This is a genomic window from Micromonospora sp. AB353, assembly GCF_049538395.1.
In the GTDB taxonomy this organism is placed as follows: Bacteria; Actinomycetota; Actinomycetes; order Mycobacteriales; family Micromonosporaceae; genus Micromonospora; species Micromonospora aurantiaca.
In genome coordinates this window covers 1-24859 of sequence record NZ_JBMVFV010000004.1, presented here as the reverse complement: position 1 = coordinate 24859, position 24859 = coordinate 1, and the positions used below count along the sequence as shown (strand labels likewise).

At 70.5% G+C, this 24859-nt stretch carries 26 protein-coding genes and 1 tRNA gene; 12 read left to right on the top strand and 15 right to left on the bottom strand.

What is annotated here, in order from left to right; all coding sequences use genetic code 11:
- Positions 1 to 63: 63 nt before the first annotated feature.
- Positions 64 to 831, top strand: a complete 768-nt coding sequence (gene heR, locus ACPCK6_RS02995; RefSeq protein ID WP_423480264.1) for a heliorhodopsin HeR — start codon at positions 64 to 66, stop codon at positions 829 to 831.
- Between the two features lie 156 nt (positions 832 to 987).
- Here heR and ACPCK6_RS02990 read toward each other — a convergent pair whose 3' ends face one another.
- The 4 genes from ACPCK6_RS02990 to ACPCK6_RS02975 all read right to left on the bottom strand — a co-directional run bounded on the left by ACPCK6_RS02990 (position 988) and on the right by ACPCK6_RS02975 (position 5008).
- Positions 988 to 1440 carry a MerR family transcriptional regulator gene (locus ACPCK6_RS02990; protein ID WP_423480263.1) on the bottom strand — a complete coding sequence of 151 codons (453 nt, stop codon included), beginning with the start codon at positions 1438 to 1440 and terminating at the stop codon, positions 988 to 990.
- Complete coding sequence (locus tag ACPCK6_RS02985; RefSeq protein WP_396882172.1) at positions 1440 to 2939, bottom strand: SulP family inorganic anion transporter; 1500 nt, start codon at positions 2937 to 2939, stop codon at positions 1440 to 1442. Before ACPCK6_RS02985 ends, ACPCK6_RS02990 begins: the two co-directional genes overlap by 1 nt.
- A gap of 434 nt (positions 2940 to 3373) precedes the next feature.
- On the bottom strand, positions 3374 to 4336 hold the full coding sequence (locus tag ACPCK6_RS02980) for a CPBP family intramembrane glutamic endopeptidase (RefSeq protein ID WP_423480262.1): 963 nt from the start codon (positions 4334 to 4336) through the stop codon (positions 3374 to 3376).
- 21 nt (positions 4337 to 4357) lie between these two features.
- Entirely contained in the window at positions 4358 to 5008 is a 651-nt protein-coding gene (locus ACPCK6_RS02975) for a hypothetical protein (RefSeq protein ID WP_396882174.1), read from the bottom strand.
- Positions 5009 to 5106: 98 nt separating this feature from the next.
- On the opposite strand from ACPCK6_RS02975, the gene ACPCK6_RS02970 reads away from it, so the two are divergent.
- The 6 genes from ACPCK6_RS02970 to ACPCK6_RS02945 all read left to right on the top strand — a co-directional run bounded on the left by ACPCK6_RS02970 (position 5107) and on the right by ACPCK6_RS02945 (position 8818).
- Complete coding sequence (locus tag ACPCK6_RS02970) at positions 5107 to 5715, top strand: TetR/AcrR family transcriptional regulator (protein WP_396882175.1); 609 nt, start codon at positions 5107 to 5109, stop codon at positions 5713 to 5715.
- A 245-nt stretch (positions 5716 to 5960) separates the two neighbouring features.
- The gene (locus tag ACPCK6_RS02965) at positions 5961 to 6395 is read left to right on the top strand and encodes an NUDIX hydrolase (protein ID WP_396882176.1); all 435 of its coding nucleotides are present in this window, start codon (positions 5961 to 5963) and stop codon (positions 6393 to 6395) included.
- Positions 6396 to 6442: 47 nt separating this feature from the next.
- Positions 6443 to 6682 (top strand): nucleotidyltransferase family protein, encoded by a 240-nt coding sequence (locus tag ACPCK6_RS02960; RefSeq protein WP_396882177.1) that lies wholly within the window; start codon positions 6443 to 6445, stop codon positions 6680 to 6682.
- Positions 6683 to 6784: 102 nt separating this feature from the next.
- Positions 6785 to 7195 (top strand): Imm32 family immunity protein, encoded by a 411-nt coding sequence (locus ACPCK6_RS02955; RefSeq protein WP_423480261.1) that lies wholly within the window; start codon positions 6785 to 6787, stop codon positions 7193 to 7195.
- Between the two features lie 742 nt (positions 7196 to 7937).
- Positions 7938 to 8552 (top strand): superoxide dismutase, encoded by a 615-nt coding sequence (locus ACPCK6_RS02950; protein WP_423480260.1) that lies wholly within the window; start codon positions 7938 to 7940, stop codon positions 8550 to 8552.
- Between the two features lie 5 nt (positions 8553 to 8557).
- The gene (locus tag ACPCK6_RS02945; protein WP_396882180.1) at positions 8558 to 8818 is read left to right on the top strand and encodes a superoxide dismutase; all 261 of its coding nucleotides are present in this window, start codon (positions 8558 to 8560) and stop codon (positions 8816 to 8818) included.
- A 47-nt stretch (positions 8819 to 8865) separates the two neighbouring features.
- Here the strand turns inward: ACPCK6_RS02945 and ACPCK6_RS02940 are convergent, their stop codons facing one another.
- Both ACPCK6_RS02940 and ACPCK6_RS02935 read right to left on the bottom strand, forming a co-directional pair.
- Entirely contained in the window at positions 8866 to 10128 is a 1263-nt protein-coding gene (locus ACPCK6_RS02940; protein ID WP_423480259.1) for an ATP-binding protein, read from the bottom strand.
- Positions 10129 to 10269: 141 nt separating this feature from the next.
- Positions 10270 to 11004 (bottom strand): DEAD/DEAH box helicase, encoded by a 735-nt coding sequence (locus tag ACPCK6_RS02935; protein WP_423480258.1) that lies wholly within the window; start codon positions 11002 to 11004, stop codon positions 10270 to 10272.
- 138 nt (positions 11005 to 11142) lie between these two features.
- Here ACPCK6_RS02935 and ACPCK6_RS02930 point away from each other — a divergent pair.
- Positions 11143 to 11218 (top strand) — tRNA-Arg (locus ACPCK6_RS02930).
- Positions 11219 to 11226: 8 nt separating this feature from the next.
- On the opposite strand, the gene ACPCK6_RS02925 is transcribed toward ACPCK6_RS02930, so the two are convergent.
- Both ACPCK6_RS02925 and ACPCK6_RS02920 read right to left on the bottom strand, forming a co-directional pair.
- On the bottom strand, positions 11227 to 11889 hold the full coding sequence (locus ACPCK6_RS02925) for a DUF6882 domain-containing protein (protein WP_423480257.1): 663 nt from the start codon (positions 11887 to 11889) through the stop codon (positions 11227 to 11229).
- Positions 11890 to 11998: 109 nt separating this feature from the next.
- A complete protein-coding gene (locus ACPCK6_RS02920; RefSeq protein ID WP_423480256.1) occupies positions 11999 to 12172 on the bottom strand; it encodes a hypothetical protein in 174 nt (57 codons plus the stop codon).
- 536 nt (positions 12173 to 12708) lie between these two features.
- On the opposite strand from ACPCK6_RS02920, the gene ACPCK6_RS02915 reads away from it, so the two are divergent.
- Both ACPCK6_RS02915 and ACPCK6_RS02910 read left to right on the top strand, forming a co-directional pair.
- A complete protein-coding gene (locus ACPCK6_RS02915; RefSeq protein WP_145754543.1) occupies positions 12709 to 13485 on the top strand; it encodes an HAD-IIB family hydrolase in 777 nt (258 codons plus the stop codon).
- Between the two features lie 120 nt (positions 13486 to 13605).
- Positions 13606 to 15393 (top strand): pectate lyase-like domain-containing protein, encoded by a 1788-nt coding sequence (locus ACPCK6_RS02910; RefSeq protein WP_423480255.1) that lies wholly within the window; start codon positions 13606 to 13608, stop codon positions 15391 to 15393.
- A gap of 47 nt (positions 15394 to 15440) precedes the next feature.
- Here ACPCK6_RS02910 and ACPCK6_RS02905 read toward each other — a convergent pair whose 3' ends face one another.
- The 3 genes from ACPCK6_RS02905 to ACPCK6_RS02895 form a co-directional block, all read right to left on the bottom strand.
- Positions 15441 to 16031 (bottom strand): ATP-dependent Clp protease proteolytic subunit, encoded by a 591-nt coding sequence (locus tag ACPCK6_RS02905; protein ID WP_396879788.1) that lies wholly within the window; start codon positions 16029 to 16031, stop codon positions 15441 to 15443.
- A gap of 125 nt (positions 16032 to 16156) precedes the next feature.
- Positions 16157 to 16798, bottom strand: coding sequence for a helix-turn-helix domain-containing protein (locus ACPCK6_RS02900; protein ID WP_423480254.1), 642 nt, complete (start codon positions 16796 to 16798; stop codon positions 16157 to 16159).
- A 106-nt stretch (positions 16799 to 16904) separates the two neighbouring features.
- Positions 16905 to 18092: a hypothetical protein gene (locus tag ACPCK6_RS02895; protein WP_423480253.1), complete on the bottom strand. Its 1188-nt coding sequence runs from the start codon at positions 18090 to 18092 to the stop codon at positions 16905 to 16907.
- Positions 18093 to 18266: 174 nt separating this feature from the next.
- Here ACPCK6_RS02895 and ACPCK6_RS02890 point away from each other — a divergent pair, with 174 nt between their 5' ends.
- Entirely contained in the window at positions 18267 to 19280 is a 1014-nt protein-coding gene (locus ACPCK6_RS02890; protein WP_396879791.1) for a potassium channel family protein, read from the top strand.
- Between the two features lie 25 nt (positions 19281 to 19305).
- On the opposite strand, the gene ACPCK6_RS02885 is transcribed toward ACPCK6_RS02890, so the two are convergent.
- On the bottom strand, positions 19306 to 19788 hold the full coding sequence (locus tag ACPCK6_RS02885; RefSeq protein ID WP_174361689.1) for a MarR family winged helix-turn-helix transcriptional regulator: 483 nt from the start codon (positions 19786 to 19788) through the stop codon (positions 19306 to 19308).
- Positions 19789 to 19871: 83 nt separating this feature from the next.
- On the opposite strand from ACPCK6_RS02885, the gene ACPCK6_RS02880 reads away from it, so the two are divergent.
- Positions 19872 to 20519 carry an FMN-dependent NADH-azoreductase gene (locus tag ACPCK6_RS02880; RefSeq protein ID WP_423480252.1) on the top strand — a complete coding sequence of 216 codons (648 nt, stop codon included), beginning with the start codon at positions 19872 to 19874 and terminating at the stop codon, positions 20517 to 20519.
- A gap of 80 nt (positions 20520 to 20599) precedes the next feature.
- On the opposite strand, the gene ACPCK6_RS02875 is transcribed toward ACPCK6_RS02880, so the two are convergent.
- The 3 genes from ACPCK6_RS02875 to ACPCK6_RS02865 form a co-directional block, all read right to left on the bottom strand.
- The gene (locus tag ACPCK6_RS02875) at positions 20600 to 21634 is read right to left on the bottom strand and encodes a 2-oxoacid:ferredoxin oxidoreductase subunit beta (RefSeq protein ID WP_318332233.1); all 1035 of its coding nucleotides are present in this window, start codon (positions 21632 to 21634) and stop codon (positions 20600 to 20602) included.
- On the bottom strand, positions 21627 to 23474 hold the full coding sequence (locus ACPCK6_RS02870) for a 2-oxoacid:acceptor oxidoreductase subunit alpha (RefSeq protein WP_396879793.1): 1848 nt from the start codon (positions 23472 to 23474) through the stop codon (positions 21627 to 21629). Before ACPCK6_RS02870 ends, ACPCK6_RS02875 begins: the two co-directional genes overlap by 8 nt.
- Positions 23475 to 23670: 196 nt before the next feature.
- Positions 23671 to 24859: hypothetical protein (locus ACPCK6_RS02865; protein WP_423480251.1), on the bottom strand; the 1189-nt coding region annotated here is incomplete at its 5' end.

Below are 24859 nucleotides of genomic sequence, written 5' to 3'. Positions count from 1 at the left end.
TGCGCGCCGGTGATGTGTCCAAAACTCGGCGGACGGCTCCCTCGGCTACCTATGGTGACGCGCATGGGGCACCACGCGGCGGCGAGCGGTGACCGTTACCGGCGGTTGCGCGGGTTCAACGTGCTCGTCGGAGTGTTGCTGGCTGCCGAGGGTGTCTGGATGTGGGCGGCCGGCAACGACCTGTCCCTGCCGGTCACGGCGTCGTACCTGACGGCGGATCCGGTGACGTTGCGGGACGCGACGCTCCCGGAGGTGGCCTTCCGGATCGCCGTCGGACCGGCGGTGGCGGTGTTCCTGCTCCTCGCCGCGCTCGACCACTTCGTCACCGCCGCGCCGGGCGTGCACCGCTGGTACGAGCGCAACCTCGACCGGCGCGCCAACTACGCCCGCTGGATCGAATACTCGGTCAGTGCGTCGATCATGATCGTCCTGATCGGTCTGTTCGTCGGGATCCGCGACCTCGCGGCGGTCATCGGGATCTTCGCCGCGAACACCGCGATGATCCTGTTCGGGCTGCTGATGGAGCGGCAGCAGACGCCGGGACGCGCCGACTGGAGCGCCTTCTGGTTCGGTACGCTCGTCGGCCTGGCTCCCTGGCTGGCGATCGGCGTCTACGTCGCCCAGCCGCCGGAGATCCCCGGCTTCGTGTGGGCGATCATCATCGTGCAGTTCCTGCTCTTCGCGAGCTTCGCGGTCAACATGGCCCTGCAGTACGCCCAGCGCGGCCGGTGGCGTGACTACCGCTACGGCGAGGTCTCGTACATCGTGCTCAGCCTCGCGGCCAAGTCCGCGCTGGCCTGGCTGATCTACGCCAACGTGCTGCGCACCTGACCGGCCGATCCAGGTCAGGGTCTCTCGCTGCTCAGCCGGCTGGCCGGGCGCCGTGAGACGCACCTCGGTTGCGGCAAGCCCGGTCGCTGATCCCCAGGTCAGGCGATCCAGGGCGCCGTCCTCGTGTAGTTCAGGGATAGTCGGCAGCGGCGGTGCTCAGCCCGCCGGGCTGCCGTGGTGGTCGAGTTCGTCGCGGAGGGTCTCGGCGAAGCCTTCAGCCATGGCGAGTTGGTCGCGGAGCGCGGTGACACGGGTGGTGGCGGCGGTGTGGAACATGCCGAGCCGGTCGAGCAGTTCGGCGCGGTCGTCGCCGGTGGCGGTGTCGAGGGCGTCGAGGACAGCGAGCAGGTCGCGCATCTCGTCGAGGGTGAACCCGAGGGGTTTCATCCGCTTGACCACGGCGAGGCGGTCGAGGTCGGGTTCGGTGTAGAGGCGGAAGCCGCCCTCGCTGCGCGCGGAGGGGACGATCAGGCCGGCTTCCTCGTAGTGGCGGATGGTCCGGATGCTCAGCCCGACCCGCTCGGCGGCTTCGCCGATCTGCATGAGGCGGCCAGTGGCCGGGCCGGAGGCGTGTTGCTCCGGCCCGGTGCCCCGGCTGGTCGCGGTCATCAGTGACCGACGCCGAGCTGCCCGGCGAGGCTGTCGTGGATGCGGGCGCTGGGCTGGTTCAGCTCGATGATCTCCACGGCCTTGCCCCGCGCGGCGTACTTGGTGGTGATCGCGTCGAGGGCGGCGACGGAGGAGGCATCCCAGACGTGGGCGTGGGTCATGTCGATGACCACGGTGTCGGGGTCGTTCGCGTAGTCGAACTGGCCGACGAGGTCGTTGCTGGAGGCGAAGAACAGCTCCCCGTGCACGGAGTAGATGCGGGTGGTGCCGTCAGGGTCGAGCACGCTGGTGACCTCGACGAGGTGGGCGACCCGGCGGGCGAAGATCACCATGGCGGCGAGGACGCCGGCGACGACGCCGATGGCCAGGTTGTGGGTGGCCAGGGTGGTGCCGACGGTGGCGAGCATGACGATCGTCTCGCCGTACGGCATCCGCTTGAGAGTGGCCGGGGTGACCGAGTGCCAGTCGAACGTCGACACCGCCACGATGATCATCACGGCGACGAGAGCGGCCATCGGGATGACGGCGACCACGTCACCGAGCGCGACGACCAGGACCAGCAGGAACACGCCGGCCAGGAACGTCGACAGCCGGGTACGGGCGCCGGAGGCTTTCACGTTGATCATCGTCTGGCCGATCATCGCGCAGCCGCCCATCCCGCCGAAGAACCCGGTGACGATGTTGGCCACACCCTGGCCCCAGGACTCGCGGGTCTTGTTGGAAGGGGTGTCGGTGATGTCGTCGACGAGCTTGGCGGTCATCAGCGACTCCATCAGTCCGACAAGCGCGATCCCCACGGCGTAGGGGGCGACCAGGGTGAGGGTGTCCATGGTCCAGGGGATCTGCGGCAGGCCGAGGGTGGGCAGGCTGTCCGGCAGGGCACCTTCGTCACCGACGGTCGGCACCGCCACGCCGGCGACGACGGTGACCACGGTCAGCACCACGATGGCGACCAGCGGCGCCGGGACGGCGCGGGTGAGCCGGGGCAGCCCCACCATGATCGCCAGGGCGACGGCGACGAGGGGGTAGACCAGCCAGGGCACGCCGAGCAGGTGCGGAATCTGAGCGGCGAAGATCAGGATCGCCAGCGCGTTGACGAAGCCGACCATGACGCTGCGCGGGATGAACCGCATCAGCTTCGCCACCCCGAGCGCCGCCAGCAGGATCTGGATCGCGCCGCCGAGGATCACCGCCGCGATCAGGTAGTCCAGCCCGTGCTCCCGCGCCAGCGGCGCGACCACCAGGGCGATCGCGCCGGTCGCGGCGGAGATCATCGCCGGTCGGCCACCGCAGATCGCGATCGTGACCGCCATGGTGAACGAGGCGAACAACCCCACCCGCGGGTCGACCCCGGCCAGGATCGAGAAGGAGATCGCTTCCGGGATCAGCGCCAGGGCGACGACCAGGCCGGCGAGGACCTCGGTGCGGAACACCTTCGGCGACAGCCACGACGGACGGGACAGACGCGGCCGGACGACCGCGGACAGCACAGAAGACATAGAGCCATTTCCACTCGGGCGTCTCGCGGACGCGCACAGATCCGGCCCCAGCCACCCGGGGCCACGCCTCGATCATCGGCATCGAACCTACTCTTCCGTAGGGGGAGAGTTTGCCCAGCGTGGTGATCGTCACCATGTCGTACGCGCGCGAAAGTGCCCGAGACCCTGCTCGCGGCTCCTTGCACATCGTGTCCGGCGTGCCTGCCGGCGAAGGCCGACAACCCCGCGGCTTTCACTTCTTGGCTTCGTGTGCTGGTCGCTGCGCGGCCCTGCGGCGATCGCTTGCCGAAGATCAGCAGGCCGCGCCCTCTGGTTCTCGGGGCCCTGACCGGCATGGCGCGGATGGTGCAGTGCGTGGATGTGGCTGCGGCCTGCCGAGCCGGGTCGCGGTCAGCGGCCCCGGCGGCCCCACCGCCGGGGCCGCCACCGCCCCGTCACGACCGCGTGTTGCGGCCCGCGGTGAGTGCTGGTCCTGTCTTTCGGGTACGCCACCAGATGGTTGCGGTGATGACGACGACCGCAAGGGCGGGAACGAGCTGATACGGCGTGCCGACTCCGGCTGAGCGGTCCCCTAGCGCGCTTCCGAGGTCTACCCGCAGGGCCACGGCCAGGATGATGCTGAATGTGTTGAGTACGGCGTGCAGCATGACGGGGATCTCAAGCCCGCCGGTGCGCCAGGTGATGATGGCCAGTCCGGTCCAGAGCACGAAGTACCAGACGACGATGTAGGGATCCGTCGCGCCGTGTGCGGCCGTGAACAGCGCGCTCGAGAGCAGCACTCCGGTGATCAGTCCCGCCCGTGGGCCGCGGGTCCAGCTTCCGATCACGCGGAAGATCAGCCCACGTACGCCGTATTCCTCGCCCGCCGACTGGAGTGGGGTGAGGAGGATCGTGGCGATGAAGATGGCGATGAGGTCGGTCTGTGACCAGGGGGATTCCTCGACGGGCGTGAGGGCTCCGATGGCGTTGACCACCAGCCAGGCGGGACCGTAGATGAGCAGCGACTTGCCGAGCAGGTCGAAGCGGAACCGCGACGTCACGGAGTGCAGGGACGCACCGGGCACGCCGTAGAGCCACCGCTGGATGAGCATGCTCCAGGGAATGAGCAGGCCGAGGGAGAGCATGGTGCTGGCGTGGTAGAGCGGCGTGTAGTCGGTGCCGCCCAGGATCGGCGGGGTGTTGCCCTGCTGGACGTCGATGACCGCAGCCGCCCTGCCGATGGCCGTCGGGAAGATGACGAGCCCGGCCAGCAGGAGGATGATGGCGAGAACGCCGCGACCGATCCGGCGTTTGTCGCCGGCGAGTACCCGGTGGTATTCCACCCCGGTGGGGACTGACGGCCCGTTGCGGGGCTCGCCGGGAGTCAGTAGAGAGTTCGGCTTGATTGCCGTGGTCATGCTGTCCTCCTGTGAATGGGGTTACTTCCCGGCGTGGTCGAGCACGCTGTAACGCAGGCGGAGTGCCCTTTCGGTGCTCCCCAGTACGGCCCCGACGGCGAGGGCGAAGTTGAGCCAGATCGGTAAGCGGACGGGCGACTCGAACGTTCCGACGTTTTCCGCGATCGTGGGAATCTGCGAAACCGGTCCGGCGAGTTGCAGCAGGTTCAGGCCCACGCCGATGACGAGCATCAGCACCGAGAGGAGACTGATCGAGCGGCTCAGCGTCGGGTGCTCGCGTTCGACGCGGGCGCGGCGTCCTTCGGCGGACTTCGGATCGGGAAAGAGCCGGTACTCGGCGCCCGCGGTGGTGACGTAGTGGCAGCGTTTGAGCCCGAATGCGCTGTTCGCCACCTCAATGGTGCCGCCCTCCACGGGGAAGGCCGCCGGGAGCGTGGACTCGGCGTGGTGTCTGCCGTCCAGATACAGGTGCGCTCTCGCCTTGCCGCCGTCCGGGTCGGTCCGGCGTGGGATGTCGACGGCGTACACCGTCTGGCCGCCGCTGCCGTTGGGCAGCGCGAGGTGGAACAGTGCGCGGAAGGGTAGCTGCCACCAGCGGAGGCGTTTCAGCGCCCGGCCGTCTCCGCTCTTGATGCGCTTGGCCGCCCGCCGTTGCCGCCAGTCCTCGATCACGTTGCCTCGCTCCCCGTCGACCGACGCGTTCCACTAACACGCCGTACTAGTGGCAACGCTAGCACGGCGTGCTAGTACGATGTACTAGGAGGTGCCGGATGACATCGGACGACAGGAGTGCCAGCTCACGAGAGCGGATCCTCGCGGCTGCGGCGGCGATGCTCGCCGAGGACCTAGCTGCGCGGTTGAGCGTGCGTGCGGTCGCGGCACGGGCCGGGGTGAGCACAGGCTCGCTCAGGTTCCACTTTCCGACTCAGCGTGCGTTGCAGGACGCTGTGCTCGCCAGAATCCACGAGCACATGTTCCCCGACGACTCGATCCACGACCGATCGCTTCCCGCGCGAGATCGACTGGTCGGCTGTCTCCGGCAGGTGCTCGCCCCCGCCGGCGTCGGAGAGCGGGCACGTGAGGCGTGGAGCAAGGCGTATCAGACGTTCATCGCCCCCGAACCGACCAAGGAGGTACGCGCGGCGTATCTCGCCGTCGACCGGGCAGGGTGGCATCGTGTCGAGTACTGGCTCACCGTTCTCGCTGACGAAGGCGCGCTCCCCCGGGAAGACCACGCGCGCCGGGTGAGGTTCCTGCTCACCGTCCTCCAAGGGCTCTCCATCGCCCGAGCCCTACCCGCCGAGGACTCGATCCTGGTGTCCGAAACCGAAACCCTCTACATGGCGGTCGACTGCGTCCTCAACGCGCCGACCGCATGAGCGGCATCCCAGGGACTGCACCGATAACCACTCTGCCTGCAGCCCTTGGTTCTCTCCTGCTCGGCGCACCTCGCATCCCCGGCGACTGGCACACCGCATTCGCACGCGCCGTCGCGGCCCTGCATCGCCGACGGGAAAGGGGCAGCCTCACCCGTGGTCTGCGGGCAGTAATCTTCGGCCCGCCCGATCCGCACCTGCCAGACCCCGGGTAGACGTACCAGAGGAAAGGAGTGGAGGAAGGCGCCGTGCCCGAGAAGGTGATCACCAACAAGGTTCTCTGCTATGTCGTGCGGGAAGGTCATTTGCTCGTCTTCCGCCACACCGACGTCAGCTACGAGGAGGTGGGCATCCAGGTGCCCGGCGGCAGCGTCCGCCCCGGTGAGGATCCGGCGGACGCGGCGCTGCGCGAGGCCCGCGAAGAGACCGGACTGACCGGCTTCAGCGTCGTGCGCAAGCTGGGGGCGATCGAGTACGACATCAGCCCGCTCCGCTTCGAGATTCAGCGTCGGCACGTCTTCGAGTTGGCGCTGCACGGGCCGACGCCCGAACGGTGGGCGAGCCGGGAAGACCACGACGGCGAGCAGGAGCCCACCCGGTTCGAGTGCTTCTGGATACCGTTACGGGCCGCGCACGTCCTGCAGTCCGGCCAGGGCGCGCTTGTGGGCCGGTTGTTCGACTGACCAGGATTCCAACAGCGACAGCCGGGCGAACGATTGGCGGAGGTCCGGTGGCGCCGTTGCGGACCGTCGCCGATGCCGTTGCCACCTGGCCCGAGTACGCCACCGCCGTGGCCATCCGCCTCGACGCGCACAACAAGATCACGGTGTGCGCCCCGCATGGCCTCGACGATTTGCTCGACGGGGTGTGGCGGCGCAACCCGGCCAGAGTCAGCCCGGAGATCTCCCGGCAACGACTCGCCCGCCACCGCCCCACCGAACGCTGGCCCGGCGTCCGCGTCGTGATGTGACCCGGCGCTCGAAGCCCGCTGCCCGAGTCGACCTGCTGATCGCAGGGTGCCATCGTCGCGGCAGATCCGGAAGGCGGTGCCGGCGACGCGAGGGGCCGCGAGGTGAAGGACAATGCGCCGATGGACGATCACCGGTGCTGCCGTCTTTCCGTCAGCGGCGGCGAGCTGGAGCTTGCCGGTCCGCCGGCTGCCCTCCGCGCCCTCGGCCGGCTGCTACGCCAACATCCCGAGCCCTTTGAGGTGGCGATCACCGGCGGGGTCGTCAGTCAAGAGGCGACCGCCGGCCCGCTGCTTGTCAGTCTGCAAGGCGGGACCACGCTGCATTTCTCCGGTGGTCGCGAGTATCTCGACATCCTCTGGGACGGGCTCGATGGAGTGGCTGAGCAAGCCGAGACCGCCGATGACCGGGCAGTCCGTCGGCATCAGCACATCGAGTACCTTCCTGGGGACGACTACCGGTCGCCGGACTCAGTTCCATTGGTCATCGTGGCCGACTGGCCAGGCGCGCCTTAGCCAGATAACGCACTGATCTCGGCATGTGCGGACGCTTGGGGGACCATCATGGTCAGATTCGCGGCGGATCCGAGCGACCTCGGGCTGAGCGCTCCCTGGTCTCCGGTGGCGGCGCCGACTGTGGGCCTGCGGACGGAATGTCGTTGATCTTCAATGATGGCGCGGTGTGTTCTCTCCAGCGGATCGCAACGGGGGTCAACCGGCGCCAACGCGGGTCACCGCAGCCGACCGCCTGTCGCAACCCCGGGTTCGTGTGCTCGGGCTGTGGTCCTGGGCTGGGAGAACGGCGGCCCCGGGAACGTGGGTGAACGTGTGCCACTCCCTGCCACCCCAGGTCGCTAGACTGGGCCCTCGCGTCTTCGTAGCTCAGGGGATAGAGCATCGGTTTCCTAAGACGACGCTCCGTGTGTAGCCGCACGGCCGATGACCTGCGGATTCTCTCTTTCCAAGCTTTCTGCGCCGGTCGCACCCGCGCGCCGTTGTGATCGCCGGCTGAAGCCCAGCGAAGTGCGTAAGTGCTGGTCGGCTCTACTCTTCCATCGACCGCTGTGGCGGTCTCCTGTGACGTGCTGCGCCCGACCCGACGTCGGGCCGCGCCTCACTCTGGACCGCTCTTATTGCCAAAGCTTGGCAACTACGTAATGCTGGCAGCAGTGGGCGGGTGCTCCGGCAACGTGATGATCTGCACCATCGCCGGGGTGCCCGCCCAACTCTGCGACGACGATGGTGTGAGGAGCTGCTGGTGGCCGTCTACTCTCTGCCCGACATGCCGTACGACTACGGTGCGCTGGAGCCGGCGATGTCCGGCGAGATCCTGGAGCTGCACCACAGCAAGCACCACGCCGCGTACGTCAAGGGCAGCAACGACGCCCTGGAGCAGCTGGCCGAGGCCCGGGACAAGGGTGACTTCGCGGCGCTGGTCGGGTTGGAGAAGACGTTCGCGTTCAACCTCTCCGGGCACGTGCTGCACTCGATCTTCTGGAACAACCTGTCCCCGCACGGCGGCGACCGCCCCGACGGTGAGCTGGCTGCCGCGATCGACGAGCACTTCGGCTCCTTCGACGGCTTCGCTGGCCAACTGTCGGCGGCGACGAAGGGCGTGCAGGGCTCCGGCTGGGGTGTCCTCGCCTGGGAGCCGCTGGGGCAGCGGCTGATCGTGGAGCAGGTCTACGACCACCACGGCAACGTCGGGCAGGGCTCCACGCCGCTGTTGGTGTTCGACGCGTGGGAGCACGCCTACTACTTGCAGTACCGCAACGTGCGCCCGGACTACGTCGACCGGCTGTGGAATCTCGTCGACTGGGCCGACGTGACCGCCCGGTTCGAGGCCGCCCGCGCCGCCGCGCCGAAGCTCTGACCGGCGTGACCGTTCCGGTTCCGGTCGCCGCCGACCTCGTGCAGCGCGCCGCCGGGGTCATCGCCGCCCGCCACCGCGGTGATCTCGCCGGCGCGGAGGCGCTGCTGGCCTCGTTCGACACCGACCAGGCCCGCACGCTCGGCTTCTACCTCCTCGCTGACCTTGCCCTCGGACTGGTCCGCGCGCAGACCGGTCAGTCCCTGGACGACCTGGTCCGGGAACTCACCCTGCTCGTCGCCACCACACCACCGCCCTCGCCCGGTTGAGGGCATGCCCACTCCCCTGACGGCTGGGGAGCGGCCTGCGAGCGAGGTCAATCTGCTGTCGAGGCGGAAACCTGCCATAGGGCGCTGACCGGCATGGCGCGGAGTCTGTCGCCGAACGGCAGCGTGGCGGTTCCGGTATAGAGGACGATGCCGACGATGAAGTCGTCGCCGAGGCGGTCGGCGAGTCGGCGTAGGCCGCGGAAGTCGTCGGGTCCGACGGTGCTGGCTGCTTTGACCTCGATCCCGACCACCTGACCAGCTCGGTTCTCGAGCACCGCGTCGACTTCGTACCTGCTCTGGTCGCGGTAGTGAGACAGGTCGACGAACTGCTCGGACCAGGTGAGCTGCCGGGACAGTTCGGACAGCACAAATGACTCGAACAGCGGCCCGAACGGTGCGCCCGGCCGGAGCAGTGCCCGGGCGTCGGTCGCGATTTCGTTGGCGGCGATGCCCGAGTCGACGAAGATCAGCTTTGGCGCGGCGGTGGCACGGGTGCCGAGGTTGCGGGACCAGCCGGGAATCCGCTTGATCAGGAAGATCTCTTCCAGGGCTTGGAGGTAGCGGACGATCGTCGGCCGGCTCAGTCCGAGGGCGGATTCGAGGGAGTTCGCGGCGATGATGGTCGCGGACCTGGCCGCGAGGAGGCGTACCAGCCTGCGTAGCTCGCCCTTGTGCTGGATGTCGGAGAGCTGCCGGACGTCGCGGTCGATGAGCGCCTGGACATAGGCGTCGAGGAACCGTTGGCGGCGGCGCGGGTCGGTGCGGGCGGTGGCCTCGGGTAGGCCGCCTCGCACGATCCTAGCCGCGTAGTCGGCGCGGGTCACGTCCGACTCGTGTCGCAGGTCCGGGCCGAGCGCGAAGACGGCGTCGATAAATCCGTCCAGGGCTCCGTCGAGTTCGCCTTGGGAAAATGGCCAGAGCTCGACGGTTTCCATCCGACCAGGCAGCGCGTCCGGCGCAGCCACCATGCCGAACAGCCGAGCCGACCCGGTGAGCAGGTACCGGCCAGGACGGGGATCCTCGTCGACGGCAGCCTTGATGGCCAACAGGAGCTCCGGAGCGCGCTGGATCTCGTCGATGACCAGGAGTTCGGAGGAGTCCACGAACCCGACCGGATCGGCGATCGCCGCCGCCCGGTCCTGAGCCCGATCAAGATCGCGGCGCTCGGCCAGACGATCGCCGGCAACGAGGCGGACCAGGGTGCTCTTGCCCGCTTGGCGGGCCCCGCTGATCAAGACGACGCGGGTGTCCGCCAGAGCAGCGTTGACCTGCGCGGCAGCGTGGCGGGGGACTAGATGCGGTGTGGGCACGGCGTCATCATAACCGCCGCATTTCCGATCTGCGAGGGCACTTGCTTTCGATTTGCGGCACCCGAAGCGTTCGATATGCAGTCATTCGATGTTCGATTTGCGGGCCAGGCGAACGGGGCGGTTCGCGGAAGGGGCCCACCGCTACGTCGCGTTGCTGCGGGTCGGGGCGAGTTCGGGGAAGGCGTCTTCCCAGTGCTGGCGGAGCTGGGGTGGCAGCCACAGGGTGGGCCAGAGCCGCCGCAGCAGGTCGGCATTGAGCCAGGTGTGCAGATCCTCGACCGTACTGGTTTCGGTGAGCACCACCTTGTACATGCTGGCCAGGCGCGTGGGCCGGTTCAGGTCGTACTCGGCGTGCCCGGACCAGTCGAGGTGACGCGGAAGCGTCACCGTGCCGTCGGTGGGGCCGTGCAGCGCGGCAAGGGTTTCGGCCACCACGTAAGGCTTCCGGTCTCCGTAGGGCTGGTAGTCCGCCCGCAGCTGTTCGTCCCGCTCGGTCAACGCGAGGTGGTGGCATTCGTCGACGATGACGTGCCCGTACCCCTGGGTCAGGGTGGCGACGTCGTCACGTCGGGCGAGGGAGGGCAGCAGCGCGATGTCGACCGTGCCGGTGAGCTTGCGTCGGCCGCCGCCGAGTTGGCCGGGCTTGATGTCGAGGAACTGTTGGATGCGGGTGCGCCACTGGTCGGCGAGGGCTTTGCGGTCGACGAGGATGAGGGTGGAGGTGTTGCGTTCGGCGATCACGGCGCAGGCCATAACGGTCTTGCCGGAGCCGGGTGGGGCGACCAGGATCCCATCGTCGTGGGCGAGAAGTGATGTGCGCGGTGTGTGCTCTCCAGCGGATGCCAACCCGGGTGAACCGGTGCCAACGCGGGTCACCGCGGCCGACCGCCTGTCGCAACCCGGGGTTTGTGTGCTCGGGCTGTGGTCCTGGGCTGGGAGAACGGCGGCCCCGGGAACGTGGGCCACTCCCGGCCACCCCAGGTGAACCCCCAGGTCGCTAGACTAGGCGCTCGCGCCCTCGTAGCTCAGGGGATAGAGCATCGGTTTCCTAAACCGTGTGTCGCAGGTTCGAATCCTGCCGGGGGCACCACATTCCGCCTACGGGCTGACCGTTCCCGACAGGTTGCTGACCCGACCCATCGCGTCGAAGTCGACACGCAGAACCGAGCCGCCCCGATCCTGCGCCGTCACCGACATCGGCGCCCGATCCAGGTGCCACCCCTGCTGGTGCAGGAACGACTCGACGGCGACGCGATGCTCCACCGGGAAGGACTGAAGGACCTGCGCCAGGACGGTCAGCGCCCGTTCCGGCCGGACCGGCGCGGTGATCTGCGGCGGGGCGTCGTCGAGGTGGAAGAAGACGGCGCCGCCGTCGTACGGCCCACGGTAGTAGCAGCGGCCGGTCAGGCCGGACGCCAGCATGGCGAGGCGGTGTCCGTCGGCGCGCTGGAGCGGGAACGTGGGTTCGGTGAGTTCGGCGACCCCCTGGCGGTGCCCGTACTCGCGCAGCCAGCCGGCCAGATGCAGCACCGACGGCGGGAGGTTGCTGGCCTCGTTGGCCCAGGCCCAGAGCCAGGTGCCGTCGAGGTGGCTCTCGCTGCCGAGGAGTTGGACGCGGTACCGCAGGTCGGTTTCGAACGTCGCGATGCCGTCGGGCACGTCGAGCTGCCAGTCGCGCTCGCCGAGCAGGTCGGCCAGCGCCATCTGGCGGGCCAGGCCGGTGCCGACATGTTCGGCGAAGAGTCGATCAAACGTCGGCATCGCCGCAGTGTGCCAGACCGTTCAGCGGGGGACGGCCCCGCGTCCGGCCGGACCTTTCCGGACGGGACGGCCCCGCGTCCGGCCGGAGCCGGAGCGCGGGGCCGGCGGGTCAGCGGACCAGCGCTGCCACCAGCGTCCCGATGCAGGCGACGACGGCGGCGATGATCGGACTGAGCGTCTTGATGTACGCCAGGATGAGCCGGTGCCGGTCGGGCGGCTCGGCAACGGTTTCGTCCTCGTCCTCTGGTGTCTCGAAGTCTGACCCGTGAGGGATTACAGTCAACGTGACTCCTTCCGTTGCAGCGGTGGAGTCGAATGCGGCGTCCGGTGGCAGCCGGGCGCCGCCCTCTGTGTGAGGCGACGCAGTGCCGTTCGACCGTTCGAGCATCCTCCCGGCGGACAGCTAGCACAAGAGTGGGCAATTCACTGTCGGGTACCTGACAAGCAGATGCATCGCATCGAGAAAATATCGGTGTCATCTCTTGCCAAATGCAATTTTCCGTGAAGCAGTTCAACCCAGCGTGACCGCCTCAAAGCTCATGGTGAGCAGGCGTGCTGTCGGGCGCGCCGAGTCGCGGGTTCGGCCCATCGGCGATCGTGGACGAGCCCGTCGGCGTGGTGGCCGCGAACGCTATCGACCGCCGACGATACCGTCAGCGGGGGCCGCGGGTGTCGGGAGCGGGAAGCGAGGCCGCCCGGAGACCCGCCGGGTTACCCTCCGTCGAGGGGACATGTCACCCGCCGGGCCCTCAAGGCCGGTGCCAGGACCCGTCGGTACCCTGGCAGGTCCTGGCCTGTCCGCGACGACATGAGGTATTCGTGAACGATCTTCGAGTGGTGGCGTTCGATCTCGACGACACCCTGGCGATTTCCAAGTCCCAGATCGATCGTCGGATGGCGGAGTTGCTCGGCCACCTGCTCACCGAGGTGGACGTGCTGGTCATCTCCGGTGGCCGGTTCGAGCAGTTCCAGTCGCAGGTGCTCGCCCACCTCGACCTCACCGAGGAGCAGCGCGATCGGCTGCACCTGATGCCGACCTGCGGCACCCGCTACTACCGCTGGTCCGACGGGGACTGGCGGCAGGTCTACGCGGAGGATCTCACCGAGGCCGACAAGGCCCGCGTCGTCACGGCGCTGACCGAGTCGGCGCAGGCGCTGGGCCTGTGGGAGGCGAAGACCTGGGGCGACATCATCGAGGACCGGGGCAGCCAGATCACGTTCTCCGCGCTGGGGCAGTCCGCCCCGCCGGCCGAGAAGTACGGCTGGGACCCGGACGGCGACAAGAAGCGCCGGCTGCGGGACGCGGTCGCGGCGAAGCTGCCCGACCTGGAGGTGCGTGGCGGCGGCTCGACGTCGATCGACGTCACCCGCAAGGGCGTCGACAAGGCGTACGGCATGCGGAAGCTGCTGGAGCACCTGGACCTGAAGATCGACAACGTGCTCTTCGTGGGTGACCGCCTGGACGTGGGTGGCAACGACTACCCGGTCAAGGCGATGGGCATCCGTTGCGTCGCGGTCACCCGCTGGGAGGAGACCGCCGACTACGTCGAGAAGCTCGTCGACGACCTGGTCAAGCAGCGCGCCGAGCGCGCCTGAGCACGGCCCGCAGCAGAGCCCGCCGGTTCCGGAACCGGCGGGCTCTGGCGGCATCGACGGTGATGAGGTAGGAACAGCCGAGAGAGCGCTCTCCCGTCCCATCACCGAACAGGCAGGCAGATGCGATCACCCGACCCCTCCCGCCGCCGTTTCCTCACGCTCACCGCCTCCGCGGCCTCGCTCACCGCCCTCGGCCTCCCGGCCGGCGCCGCCGCCGCGTCCCCGGCCGCACGACCCGCCCGCGAGCCCGACTTCGGCCCGAACGTCTTCGTGTACGACCCCAGCACGCCGGTCGAGGAGATCCAGTCCACGCTGGACCGGCTGTTCACCGCCCAGGAACGCAACGAGATGGGCTTCGACAGGTACGCCGTGCTGTTCAAGCCCGGGCGCTACGAGGTGGACGCCCGGCTCGGCTACTACACGACTGTCGCCGGTCTCGGCGCGCACCCGGACGACGTGGAGATCCACGGCGCGGTCCGGGTGGTCGGGCAGCCGGACCCGAACTCGCCCGCCGGCATCTCCGCGCTCACCAACTTCTGGCGTTCGGCGGAGAACCTCGCTGTCACCCCGACCGACTGGTCGAACCAATGGGCCGTCTCGCAGGCGTCACCGATGCGCCGGGTGCACGTCAAGGGCGTGCTGTGGCTGGAACCCGGCAACGGCGGCTACTCCAGCGGCGGCTACATCGCCGACTCCAAGGTGGACGGCATCACCATCAACGGTTCGCAGCAGCAGTGGCTCACCCGGGACAGCGAACTCGGCGGCGAGTGGACGAACGGCGTGTGGAACCAGGTCTTCTCCGGCGTGATCGGCGCGCCCGCGCAGGGCTTCCCCGACCCGCCGTACACCACGCTGCCGACCAGCCCGGTCACCCGGGAGAAGCCGTACCTGTTCGTCGACGCCCGGGGCGCCTGGCTGGTCGCCGTACCGCGCCTGCGCCGCGACACCGCCGGCACCACCTGGGCTGCCGGCGGCGCGCCGGTGCCGTCGCTGCCGCTGTCCGCGTTCTACCTGGCCCGGCCGACCGACTCGGCCAAGCGCCTCAACGCCGAACTGGCCCGGGGCAGGCACCTGCTACTCACCCCCGGCGTCTACCACCTGGACCGGGCCCTGCGGGTACGCCGCCCGGACACCGTGGTGCTCGGCCTCGGGATGCCGAGCCTGGTCCCGGACCGCGGGGACGCGGCGCTGCGCATCGAGGACGTGGACGGGGTCCGCATCGCCGGGGTGCTCGTGGACGCCGGGCCGGTCGAGTCGCCGGTGCTGGTCGAGGTCGGTACGCGGCACTGCCACCGGTCGCACGCCACGAACCCGATCTCACTCCAGGACGTCTTCTTCCGCATCGGCGGGCCGTACGCCGGGCGGGCGGTGACCAGCCTGGTGATCAACAGTCGGCACACGCTCGTTGACAACATCTGGGCCTGGCGCGGCGACCACGGCCGGGCCGGCACCATCGGCTGGACCGTGAACACCGCTGCCACCGGCGTGATCGTCAACGGCGACGACGTGACCGCGTACGGGCTGTTCGTCGAGCACTATCAGCGCTGGCAGACGATCTGGAACGGCGAGCGCGGCCGGACCGTGTTCTACCAGAGCGAACTGCCGTACGACCCGCCGAGCCAGGCGGCCTGGCGCAGCCCGACCGGCAACGGCTGGGCTTCGTACAAGGTGGCCGACCACGTCCGCACGCACGAGGCGTGGGGGCTGGGCGTGTACTCGTACTTCAACCAGGGCGTGGACATCCGCTGCGACCGGGCGATCGAGGCGCCGCGCCGGGCCGGGGTGCGGTTCCACGACGCGATCACCGTGTTCCTGGACGGCAGCGGCGGCATCGAGCGCACGATCAACGAGGTCGGCACCCCTGTCGTCGGCTCGTACGGCACCAGCCCGGTGATCAGCTACCCCTGACCGCGAGGGCGGCCCGGCCGGTGCGGGACCGGCCGGGCCGCGCCCGCTCACGCCGCGAGCTGGTCGACGCGGGTGAGCACCTGGTCGACGAGGCCGTACTCGCGCGCCTGCTCGGCGGTGAACCAGCGGTCGCGGTCCCAGTCGCGCTGGATCTCCTCCAGCGTCCGCCCGCTGTGCCGGGCGATCAGCTCCTGCATGGTGCGCTTCACGTGCAGCATGTTCTCGGCCTGGATGGTGATGTCCGCGGCGGTGCCGCCCATCCCGCCGGAGGGCTGGTGCATCATGATCCGCGAGTGCGGCAGCGCGAACCGCTTGCCCGCCGCCCCGGCGCACAGCAGGAACTGCCCCATCGACCCGGCCATCCCGAGCGCCAGCGTCGCCACGTCGTTCTTGACGTACCGCATGGTGTCGTAGACGGCCATGCCGGCGCTGACCGAGCCGCCCGGCGAGTTGATGTAGAGGAAGATGTCGCGCTCGGGGTCCTCGGCCGCGAGGAGCAGGATCTGCGCGCAGATCTGGTTGGCCGACGCGTCGGTGACCTCGGTGCCGAGGAAGATGATCCGCTCCTTCAGCAGCCGTTCGAAGACCCGGTCGCCGAACGCCGGCTGCCCCTCGTCGAGCATCCAGATGCCACTCATCGCCGCCCACCTCCGTACGCCGGTGGGCGGGGGACCGCCCGGGAACCCGGCGGTCTCCAGCGTCCGCCGGGCGCACCCACGCGGCCCAGACTTTCTGCCGGCGGCAGATTCGCCCTGGGCAGAAGCTACGCGGCGACCGGCCGCCGCCGGCCGGCGCGGGCCCGTCGCCGGGCGACGGTGACGGAGGTACGCGGACGGGGGCGGACGGCCGGGGCGGAGGGAGCCGGCCAGATCCGGATGCCGCCGGCGAACCCGATCGGCGTGGCGGCGTCGAGGGGCGCACCGAGCGGCGCCGGCACCAGGCCGACGGGCCGCAGCGTGCCGCCCAGCAGCGGCGTGGCGGTGACCGGGCGGCGGGCGACGTGCGGCCGGAGCGAGACGGCGGGCCGACGGGTCACGGACGGGCGGGGCGACACGGCCGGGCGGCGCGTGACGGACAGCCGCGGCGGGCCGACCCGCAGCTGCGGCCCGGTGCGGGCGGTCGGCACCCGGTCGAAGCGGGCCGCCGAGACCCCGGGGCCGACCGGGGCCGGACGCTCCCGGCGCAGCTCGTCGCGGGCCTCTTCGAGCAGGTCGGCGAGGTGGATGCCGAGCGCGCGGCAGATCGCGGCGAGCACCTCGGAGGAGGCCTCCTTGCGGCCGCGTTCGACCTCGGAGAGATAGGGCAGGGAGACGCCGGCGGCCTGGGCCACCTCGCGCAGCGTGCGGCCCTGGCGCAGGCGGATGCGCCGGAGCACCCCGCCGATCACGCGTCGCAGCAACGACATGCCGGCCTCCTCGCGGTCGGGCGTCCCGGACTTTCCCATCATGCCCCGTCCACGCGCCCGGCACCTGCCCGGTCGGCCCCCGTGGTACCGGCCGGGCAGGTGCGGATCAACGCCAGACGACCGCTCGGAGCTGCGAGTTCGGCGAGGTGAAGGACACGTGACCGACGATCAGGCCGCTGTCGTTGACGTTGATCGCGACGCTGCTCCCCGCCCCGTCCGGCAGGGGCAGCAGCTGGGACGCCGCGGTGGGCGAGGGCCAGATCATCGCGCGGCCGTCGGTGCCGTCGGTGCCGATCACCAGACCCGAGTCGTTCACGGCCTGCGCCGTCGGTGAGGACGAAGCGGTGGCCAGCCGGCGCATCGTCGTACCGTCCCAGAAGAAGGCGGCGAACCGGCCGTCCGCGGTCCAGCTCGTGCCGACCACCTGACCGAGGTCGTTGATGCCGGTCGCGTCGCTCGTGGATCCGCCCAGCGTGCCCAGCGACCGCAGGACGCCGTCGCGCCAGACGAATGCCTGGTTGACGAACGGTGGATCGGTCCAGTCCTTGTAGCCGTAGGTGCCCGCGACGGTGCCGGCCTCGTTCACCGCGAGCGCGCTCGCACCAGGCGGGGCGTCGATGGTGATCTCGGTGTTCCCGGTCCGGACGAACGCCCGCCGCCCGGAGAAGCTGTCGGTGACGTGGTAGACGCCGACCACCCGGTCGCCCGCGGTGTCGTACGCGATGGAGAAGATGCCCCCGGTCAGGCCGAGATCCTGGATCTTCCCGTCCACCCAGGCCACGGCGTGGCTGCTGCCGTCGGCCGCCTGGGCGGTGCCGACGATGCGTCCCCGGTCGTCGATCGCCTGGGCCTGGCTGTTCGGCCCGCCGAGCGTCCCCAGGTCCTCGATCCGACCGTCCACCCAACGCACCGCGTGCCAGTAGCCGCCGGCCACCTCCGCCGCTCCGACCACCACCCCGGCCGTGTTGACGTCGTACGCGATGCTGCCCCGGCCGTCCAGCGACGGCAGCACCACGGCGGTCCGCTTCGCCGTCGGCATCGGCGCCGGGGTGGTGGCGGTCGGCGTACCGGTGGGCGAGACGGTCGGCGTCGGCGTCGGTGCGGCGGTCGGTGTCGGTGTGGTGGTGGGTCGTGGGGAGAAGGTCGGCGACGGGACGACGGTGGGCTTCGGCCGGGTGGGCCGGGCCGTCCCGGGCGGGCGGTCCCCGGGCCGGTTCGCCACCGCGGGCGGCGCTCCGGCGACCACCATCCCGACTGCCACCGCAAGCGCGGTCGATGCCATGCGTGTACGCATCCCGACGTCCCCTCGTCACGATCGGTGAGTCATCAGTCTCACCCGCAGGCGCGTCGATGGATGTGACGAAATCCTTACCGCTGGTGGCCAGGAGGGCGGGCGCCTGGCCCAGCCAGCCGGCTCGCGGCGTAACCGCTATCTTGAGGGCGTGCAGGTGGCGGAGCAGGACCGACGGTGATCCATTTTCCCGCGCAACGGCGGGGGCCGCTGAGCGCGCTGAGTCTGCGCCTGCTCGCCGCCCTCGGCCTGGTCTTCGCCACGGTGGCGGTGGTCTGGCTGGACCGCGACGGCTACCGCGACGTGGACGAGAGCGGCCTGAGCCTGCTCGACTGCTTCTACTACGTGGTGGTCTCGCTCTCCACCACCGGGTACGGCGACATCACCCCGGTCAGCCCGTCGGCGCGGCTGGCGAACGTCCTGTTCATCACCCCCGCCCGGGTGCTGTTCCTGATCATCCTGGTCGGCACCACCCTGGAAGTCCTGACCGAGCAGTACCGCACCGGCCGTCGCCTGTCGCGGTGGAGGAGAACCGTGAAGGACCACGTCATCATCTGCGGCTACGGCACCAAGGGCCGCAGCGCTGTCTCGGCCCTGCTGGAGAACGGCACGGACAAGTCCAAGATCGTGGTGGTCGAGCGGAGCGGGCCGGCGCTGCGGCAGGCCACCTCCAACGGGCTGGTGACGATCGAGGGCTCGGCGACCCGCTCGTCGGTGCTGGAGCAGGCGCACGTGCGTACCGCGAAGTCGGTCATCATCGCGACGGACAGCGACGACGCGTCGGTGCTGGTGGCGCTCACGGTCCGGCAGCTCACCGCCGGTCAGGTACGCATCATCGCGGCGGTCCGGGAGGCGGAGAACGCGCCGCTGCTCAAGCAGAGCGGTGCGCACCACGTGATCGTCTCGTCGGCCACGGCCGGGCGGCTGCTCGGCCTGTCCACCTCGGCCCCGCCCCTGATCGACGTGGTGGAGGACCTGCTCACCCCGGGTCAGGGCATGGCGCTGGCGATGCGGTCGGCCGAGCGCGACGAGGTGGGCCGCTCCCCGCGTGAGCTGGAGTCGCTGGTCATCGCGTTGGTCCGCCGGGGCAAGGTGGTCACGCTGAACGACCGCGCCGGTGCGGTGATCGAGACCGGCGACATGCTGGTCCACGTCCGGGACGACCGGCCGCAGGCCGCCACCTCGATCTGACCCTCGCCCCGCCGGGCGCCCGCGGTCAGCAGGCGCCCGGGCCGCCCTCCGCGATCACCTCACCGCAGGTCGACGACCTGCCCTGGGTGGCCCGTCGCAGCAGGTCGTAGAGCAGATCCCGCTCGCCCGGCGCCAGCGCGCCGAGGACCTCCTCCTCCGCCCCGGCGAGCGCGCACTCCGCCTCGCGTAGCCGCTTCGTGCCCGCCTCGGTGAGGCGTACCTCGTGCCGGCGGCGGTCCTCCGGGGAGCGGCGGCGCTCGGCCAGGCCGTCCGCCTCCAGGTCGTTGAGCAGCCCGACCACGTTCGTGCTGTCGATCTGGAGCGTGCCGGCGAGCGCCTGCTGGCTGATTCCGCCGGCGTCGCGCAGCACGGTGAGCGCCACCAGGTGGCGGGGGCGCAGGCCCAGCGGGGCCAGCACCGACTCCGAGCGCAGCCGCATCCGCCGGGCCAGGTGGTCGAGCAGGGGCCCGGAGCGGCGCTCGGACTCCTCGACCGGTGCGGCGGACATGTGACCCAGTTTACGCGGCCCGGGGAACATCGGCCTGCTATAAATAGTTGGTCCTACACGAACGATCGATGGAGGAGGAAGAAATGGCTCACCTGTTGCACATCGACTCGAGCATCACCGGGGAGCGGTCGGTCAGCCGCCGGCTCACCGCACGCGCCGCCGCCGCGTGGCGCGCCGCCCACCCGGACGGCACCGTCACCTACCGCGACCTGGGTCGGAACCCGCTTCCGCACCTCGACACGGCGAGCGGCCTCGCGCGCATGGTGCCGCCGGATCAGCACACGCCCGAGCAGCAGGCGTCCTGGCGGCTGACCGAGGAGGTGGTGGCCGAGGTGAAGCAGGCCGACACCGTCCTGCTCGGGCTCCCGCTCTACAACTACGGCCCGCCCAGCAGCGTGAAGTCCTGGGTCGACCACCTGATCGCCCCCGGCATCGCGTACGACCCGGTCACGAACGCCGGGCTGCTCGGCGACCGCCAGTTCGTCGTCCTGGTCAGCCGCGGTGGCGGGTACGGCCCGGGCACCCCGCGGGAGGGCTGGGACCACGCCGAGCCGTGGCTGCCGCACGGCCTGTCCCTGACCGGCCTGGAGCCGCGGTTCATCTGCGCCGAGCTGACCCTGGCCCCGGTCAACCCGGCCATGGCCGAGCTGATCCCGCTGTTCGAGCAGAGCCTCGCCGCGGCCGAGCGGGCCGTCGACGAGCTGTGGGTGCCCGCCTCGGCGGCCGCCTGACCGGGCCGGCGCACACGCGAAGGGCGGGCCGTTCCGCGGGGGAACGGCCCGCCCTTCATCCGTGACGGGTCAGCGGCGGATCAGAGGATCGTCCAGGTGTCGCCGCTGCCGAGCAGCGCCGCGAGCTGCTGCTCCGGGGTCTTGTCGACGGTGGCCTTTGCGGCCGCGACCTGCTCCTGCACTACGCTGTCGTAGGAGGGGCGGCCGACCGACCGGAACACCCCGATCGGGGTGTTGCTCAGGTCCAGGCCGGGCAGGCGGGACAGCGCGAACGCGTACGCCGGGTCGGCCACGCCCGCGTCGTGCACCACGATCTCCTCGGCCGGGGTGTTCGCGGTCTCCCGGACCTCCAGCCCGAAACCGCCCGGCGGGTGGACGACGCAGAACTGCCCGTCCTTGCCGAACGTGATCGGCTGCCCGTGCTCCAGCCGGATCAGGAAGTCGTCCCGGGTGGCCGGCTCCTTCAACGGGTCGAACGCGCCGTCGTTGAAGATGTTGCAGTTCTGGTAGATCTCCACGAACGCCGAACCCTCGTGCTGGGCGGCGGCCCGCAGCACCGACTGGAGGTGCTTGCGGTCCGAGTCGATCGTCCGGGCCACGAACGTGGCCTCGGCGCCAAGCGCCAGCGACAGCGGGTTGAACGGGGCGTCCGCCGAGCCGGCAGGCGTCGACTTGGTGATCTTGCCGACCTCGGAGGTGGGTGAGTACTGGCCCTTGGTGAGCCCGTAGATCCGGTTGTTGAACAGCAGGATCTTCAGGTTCACGTTGCGGCGCAGCGCGTGGATCAGGTGGTTGCCGCCGATGGAGAGCGCGTCGCCGTCGCCGGTGACCACCCAGACCGACAGGTCCGGCCGGGACACCGACAGGCCGGTGGCGATCGCCGGGGCGCGGCCGTGGATCGAGTGCATGCCGTACGTGTTCATGTAGTACGGGAAACGCGACGAGCAGCCGATGCCCGAGACGAAGACGATGTTCTCCCGGGGGATGTTCAGCTCCGGCATGAAGCCCTGCACGGCCGCCAGGATGGCGTAGTCGCCGCAACCGGGGCACCAGCGCACCTCCTGGTCGGACTTGAAGTCCTTGGCGGTGAGCTTGAGGGCGACGGGCTCAGACATTCTTCAGGACCTCTTCCAGCATCGTCTCCAGCTCGGCGGCGGTGAACGGCAGGCCGCGGACCTGGTTGTAGCCGATCGCGTCGACCAGGTACTTCGCCCGGATCACGTGGGCGAGCTGGCCGAGGTTCATCTCCGGCACGACCACCTTGTCGTAGCGGCCCAGCACCTCGCCGAGGTTGGCCGGCATCGGGGCCAGGTGCCGCAGGTGGGCCTGGGCCACCGAGAGCCCGCGCTGGCGCAGGCCACGGCAGGCCGCGCCGATCGGCCCGTACGTCGAGCCCCAGCCCAGCACCAGCACCCGGGCGTCGCCGTCCGGGTCCTCCACCTCGACGTCGGGCACCGGGATGGTCTCGATGCGGGCCGCCCGCGTCCGCACCATGAAGTCGTGGTTCGCCGGGTCGTACGAGATGTCGCCGGTCTTGTCGGCCTTCTCCAGACCGCCGATCCGGTGCTCCAGACCGGCCGTGCCGGGCACCGCCCACGGGCGGGCCAGCGTCTGCGGATCCCGCAGGTACGGCAGGAACGTGGTGCCGTCCTCGCCGTTGGGCTCGGTGGCGAACTCGACCCGCAGGTCGGGCAGCGACTCGACGTCGGGCAGCAGCCACGGCTCGGAGCCGTTGGCGACGTAGTTGTCCGACAGCAGGATCACCGGGGTGCGGTAGGTCAGCGCGATCCGGGCCGCCTCCAGCGCCGCGTGGAAGCAGTCCGACGGCGACTTCGGCGCGATCACCGCGACCGGCGCCTCGCCGTGCCGGCCGTACAGGGCCATGTTCAGGTCGGCCTGCTCGGTCTTGGTGGGCATGCCGGTGGACGGGCCGGCCCGCTGCACGTCGACGATGACCAGCGGCAGCTCCAGCGCCACCGCCAGGGAGATCGTCTCGCTCTTGAGCGCCACGCCCGGGCCGCTGGTGGTGGTGATGCCGAGCGCGCCGCCGTACGACGCACCGAGCGCCGCGCCGACCGCGGCGATCTCGTCCTCGGCCTGCATGGTGACCACGCCGAACTTCTTGTGCTTGCTCAGCTCGTGCAGGATGTCCGAGGCCGGCGTGATCGGGTACGCGCCGAGGAACACCGGCAGCCCGGAGCGCACCCCGGCGGCCACCAGGCCCAGCGACAGCGCCGCGTTGCCGGTGATGTTCCGGTAGGTGCCCGGCAGCATCTTGGCCGGCTTGACCTCGTACCGGACGGAGAAGTCCTCGGTGGTCTCGCCGAAGTTCCAGCCGGCCCGGAACGCCGCCACGTTCGCCGCCACCAGCTCGGGGCGGGCCGCGAACTTGCGCTCCAGGAAGCGCAGCGTGGACTCGTACGGGCGGGAGTACATCCAGCTCAGCAGCCCGAGCGCGAACATGTTCTTGGCCCGCTCGGCGTCCTTCTTGGACACGTCGTGCTCGGCCAGCGCGCCGATCGTCATCGAGGTGAGCGCCACCGGGTGCACCGCGTACCCGGCGAGCGAGTCGTCGTCGAGCGGGCTGGCCGCGTAGCCCACCTTGGCCAGGTTGCGCCGGGTGAACTCGTCGGTGTTGACGATGATGTCCGCCCCGCGCGGCAGGTCGGCCAGGTTGGCCTTCAGCGCGGCCGGGTTCATCGCCACCAGCACGTTCGGCGCGTCACCCGGGGTCAGGATGTCGTAGTCGGCGAAGTGCACCTGGAAGCTCGACACGCCGGGCAGGGTCCCGGCGGGAGCGCGGATTTCGGCGGGGAAGTTGGGCAACGTGGAGATGTCGTTGCCCAACTGCGCCGTCTCCGAGGTGAACCGGTCGCCGGTGAGCTGCATGCCGTCGCCGGAGTCACCGGCGAACCGGATGACCACCCGGTCCAGTTGACGGATCTGCTTGGTCACACCCGCACCTCGCTTAACTGAGCGCCGTCGCCCTCGCCGGCCCGGCCCGCTCCGATTCTCACGTCAGAGCCTACGTCGCCACGTTAGGGCCACCTTGGTCGAGGTCCGACGTATGGGACTGGATCGGGCCGCTGTATGCCCTGCTTTGCAGCGTTTAGTACCTGGGCCCGTAACCCAGATCACCACATATCCATGATCACCGGTCGGTGATCGGACGCTCCGGCACGGTGATGTCGCTGCGGCGGCGCAGCGAACGGGTCGCCAGCGTCAGCGCGAGCACGACCAGGAGACCGGACACGGCGATGAGCGCGATGGCGGTCCCCCGGACCGAGGAGTCGTCGCGGTCCCGTTCGCCGGCGGCGACGAGCACGCCCTGCGAACCGGTCGGAGCCGGCGCCCCACCGGGTGGGACGGCGTCCGCCGCCGCCGCGCTGATCCGGAAGCTCATCTGCACCTGCCGGTCCCGCCCGCTACGCGGATCCAGCCGGCCGATCACCGCGCCGGACAGCGGCGCCCGCCGCTGCGCCTCCGCCGAGGCGGCGAGCGTCAGCCGTACGGTGGCGGTCCGCCCGGCCGCCAGCACGCCCAGCTCGCAGCGGGTCCGGTCGGCCGACACCGGGGCGCAGCCGCTCTCGGTGCCGGCCACTGTCACCCCTTCGGGCAGGAGCACCTCGATCCGGCCAGCGGCGTCGACCTTGCCGGTGTTGCCGAGCCGGACGGTGAGCGTGCTGGGGGCGCCGCTGATGTCGAACAGCACCTCGTCGGCGCGCAGCGAGATGCCGGGCACCGGTGGCCCGGGCGGGAACAGCACCGCGAAGCCCTCGTCGTCGTACGCCGCGCCGGTCACACCGGGCGCGACGGCGGTGACCTGGACCGATCCGGCCAGCGGCATGGTCCGCCAGGCGTCGCCGTCGACCCGGACCCGGATGGTCGCGCTGAACCGGGCACCCGGCTCGGCGTCCCACCCGACGCAGCGGTGGTTGCCGTCGCCGGCCGGCTCGCAACCCGGGTTGCCCGCGTCGGTCAGCCCCGGCGGCAGCGTGTAGCCGAGGCTGATCCGCTCCGCCCGTCCGCCCGTGTTGGCCACCGTCACCCGCAGCGTGGCCACCGTGGCGTCGGCGTTCCAGTAGGCCGGCGGGAGGACCACGTCCTCGGTGGTCACGCGTACCCCCAGGGGCCCGCCGGCCGGCTGCGGCGGCGGTGGCGGCGGGGTCTTGACCGGCGGCACGACCGGCGGGGGCGCCGGTGCCGTGGTGGCCGGCGCGGCGGTCGTCGGCGCCGGTTCGGCGGGAGCGCTCGTCGGCGGCGGGGCCGGCGAGGTGGTGACCGGCGCCGGGGGCGTGGTCGGAGGCGGCGGCGGTTCGGTGGGCGGCGGGAGATCGGAA

Excerpts from the sequence above, each read along its gene's own strand:
- heR (WP_423480264.1), top strand. The coding sequence starts at position 64 with ATGGGGCACCACGCGGCGGCGAGCGGTGACCGTTACCGGCGGTTGCGC.
- ACPCK6_RS02990 (WP_423480263.1), bottom strand. The coding sequence starts at position 1,440 with ATGACCGCGACCAGCCGGGGCACCGGGCCGGAGCAACACGCCTCCGGC.
- ACPCK6_RS02985 (WP_396882172.1), bottom strand. The coding sequence starts at position 2,939 with ATGTCTTCTGTGCTGTCCGCGGTCGTCCGGCCGCGTCTGTCCCGTCCG.
- ACPCK6_RS02980 (WP_423480262.1), bottom strand. The coding sequence starts at position 4,336 with ATGACCACGGCAATCAAGCCGAACTCTCTACTGACTCCCGGCGAGCCC.
- ACPCK6_RS02970 (WP_396882175.1), top strand. The coding sequence starts at position 5,107 with ATGACATCGGACGACAGGAGTGCCAGCTCACGAGAGCGGATCCTCGCG.
- ACPCK6_RS02925 (WP_423480257.1), bottom strand. The coding sequence starts at position 11,889 with ATGCCGACGTTTGATCGACTCTTCGCCGAACATGTCGGCACCGGCCTG.
- ACPCK6_RS02910 (WP_423480255.1), top strand. The coding sequence starts at position 13,606 with ATGCGATCACCCGACCCCTCCCGCCGCCGTTTCCTCACGCTCACCGCC.
- ACPCK6_RS02905 (WP_396879788.1), bottom strand. The coding sequence starts at position 16,031 with ATGAGTGGCATCTGGATGCTCGACGAGGGGCAGCCGGCGTTCGGCGAC.
- ACPCK6_RS02900 (WP_423480254.1), bottom strand. The coding sequence starts at position 16,798 with ATGTCGTTGCTGCGACGCGTGATCGGCGGGGTGCTCCGGCGCATCCGC.
- ACPCK6_RS02895 (WP_423480253.1), bottom strand. The coding sequence starts at position 18,092 with ATGCGTACACGCATGGCATCGACCGCGCTTGCGGTGGCAGTCGGGATG.
- ACPCK6_RS02885 (WP_174361689.1), bottom strand. The coding sequence starts at position 19,788 with ATGTCCGCCGCACCGGTCGAGGAGTCCGAGCGCCGCTCCGGGCCCCTG.
- ACPCK6_RS02880 (WP_423480252.1), top strand. The coding sequence starts at position 19,872 with ATGGCTCACCTGTTGCACATCGACTCGAGCATCACCGGGGAGCGGTCG.
- ACPCK6_RS02875 (WP_318332233.1), bottom strand. The coding sequence starts at position 21,634 with ATGTCTGAGCCCGTCGCCCTCAAGCTCACCGCCAAGGACTTCAAGTCC.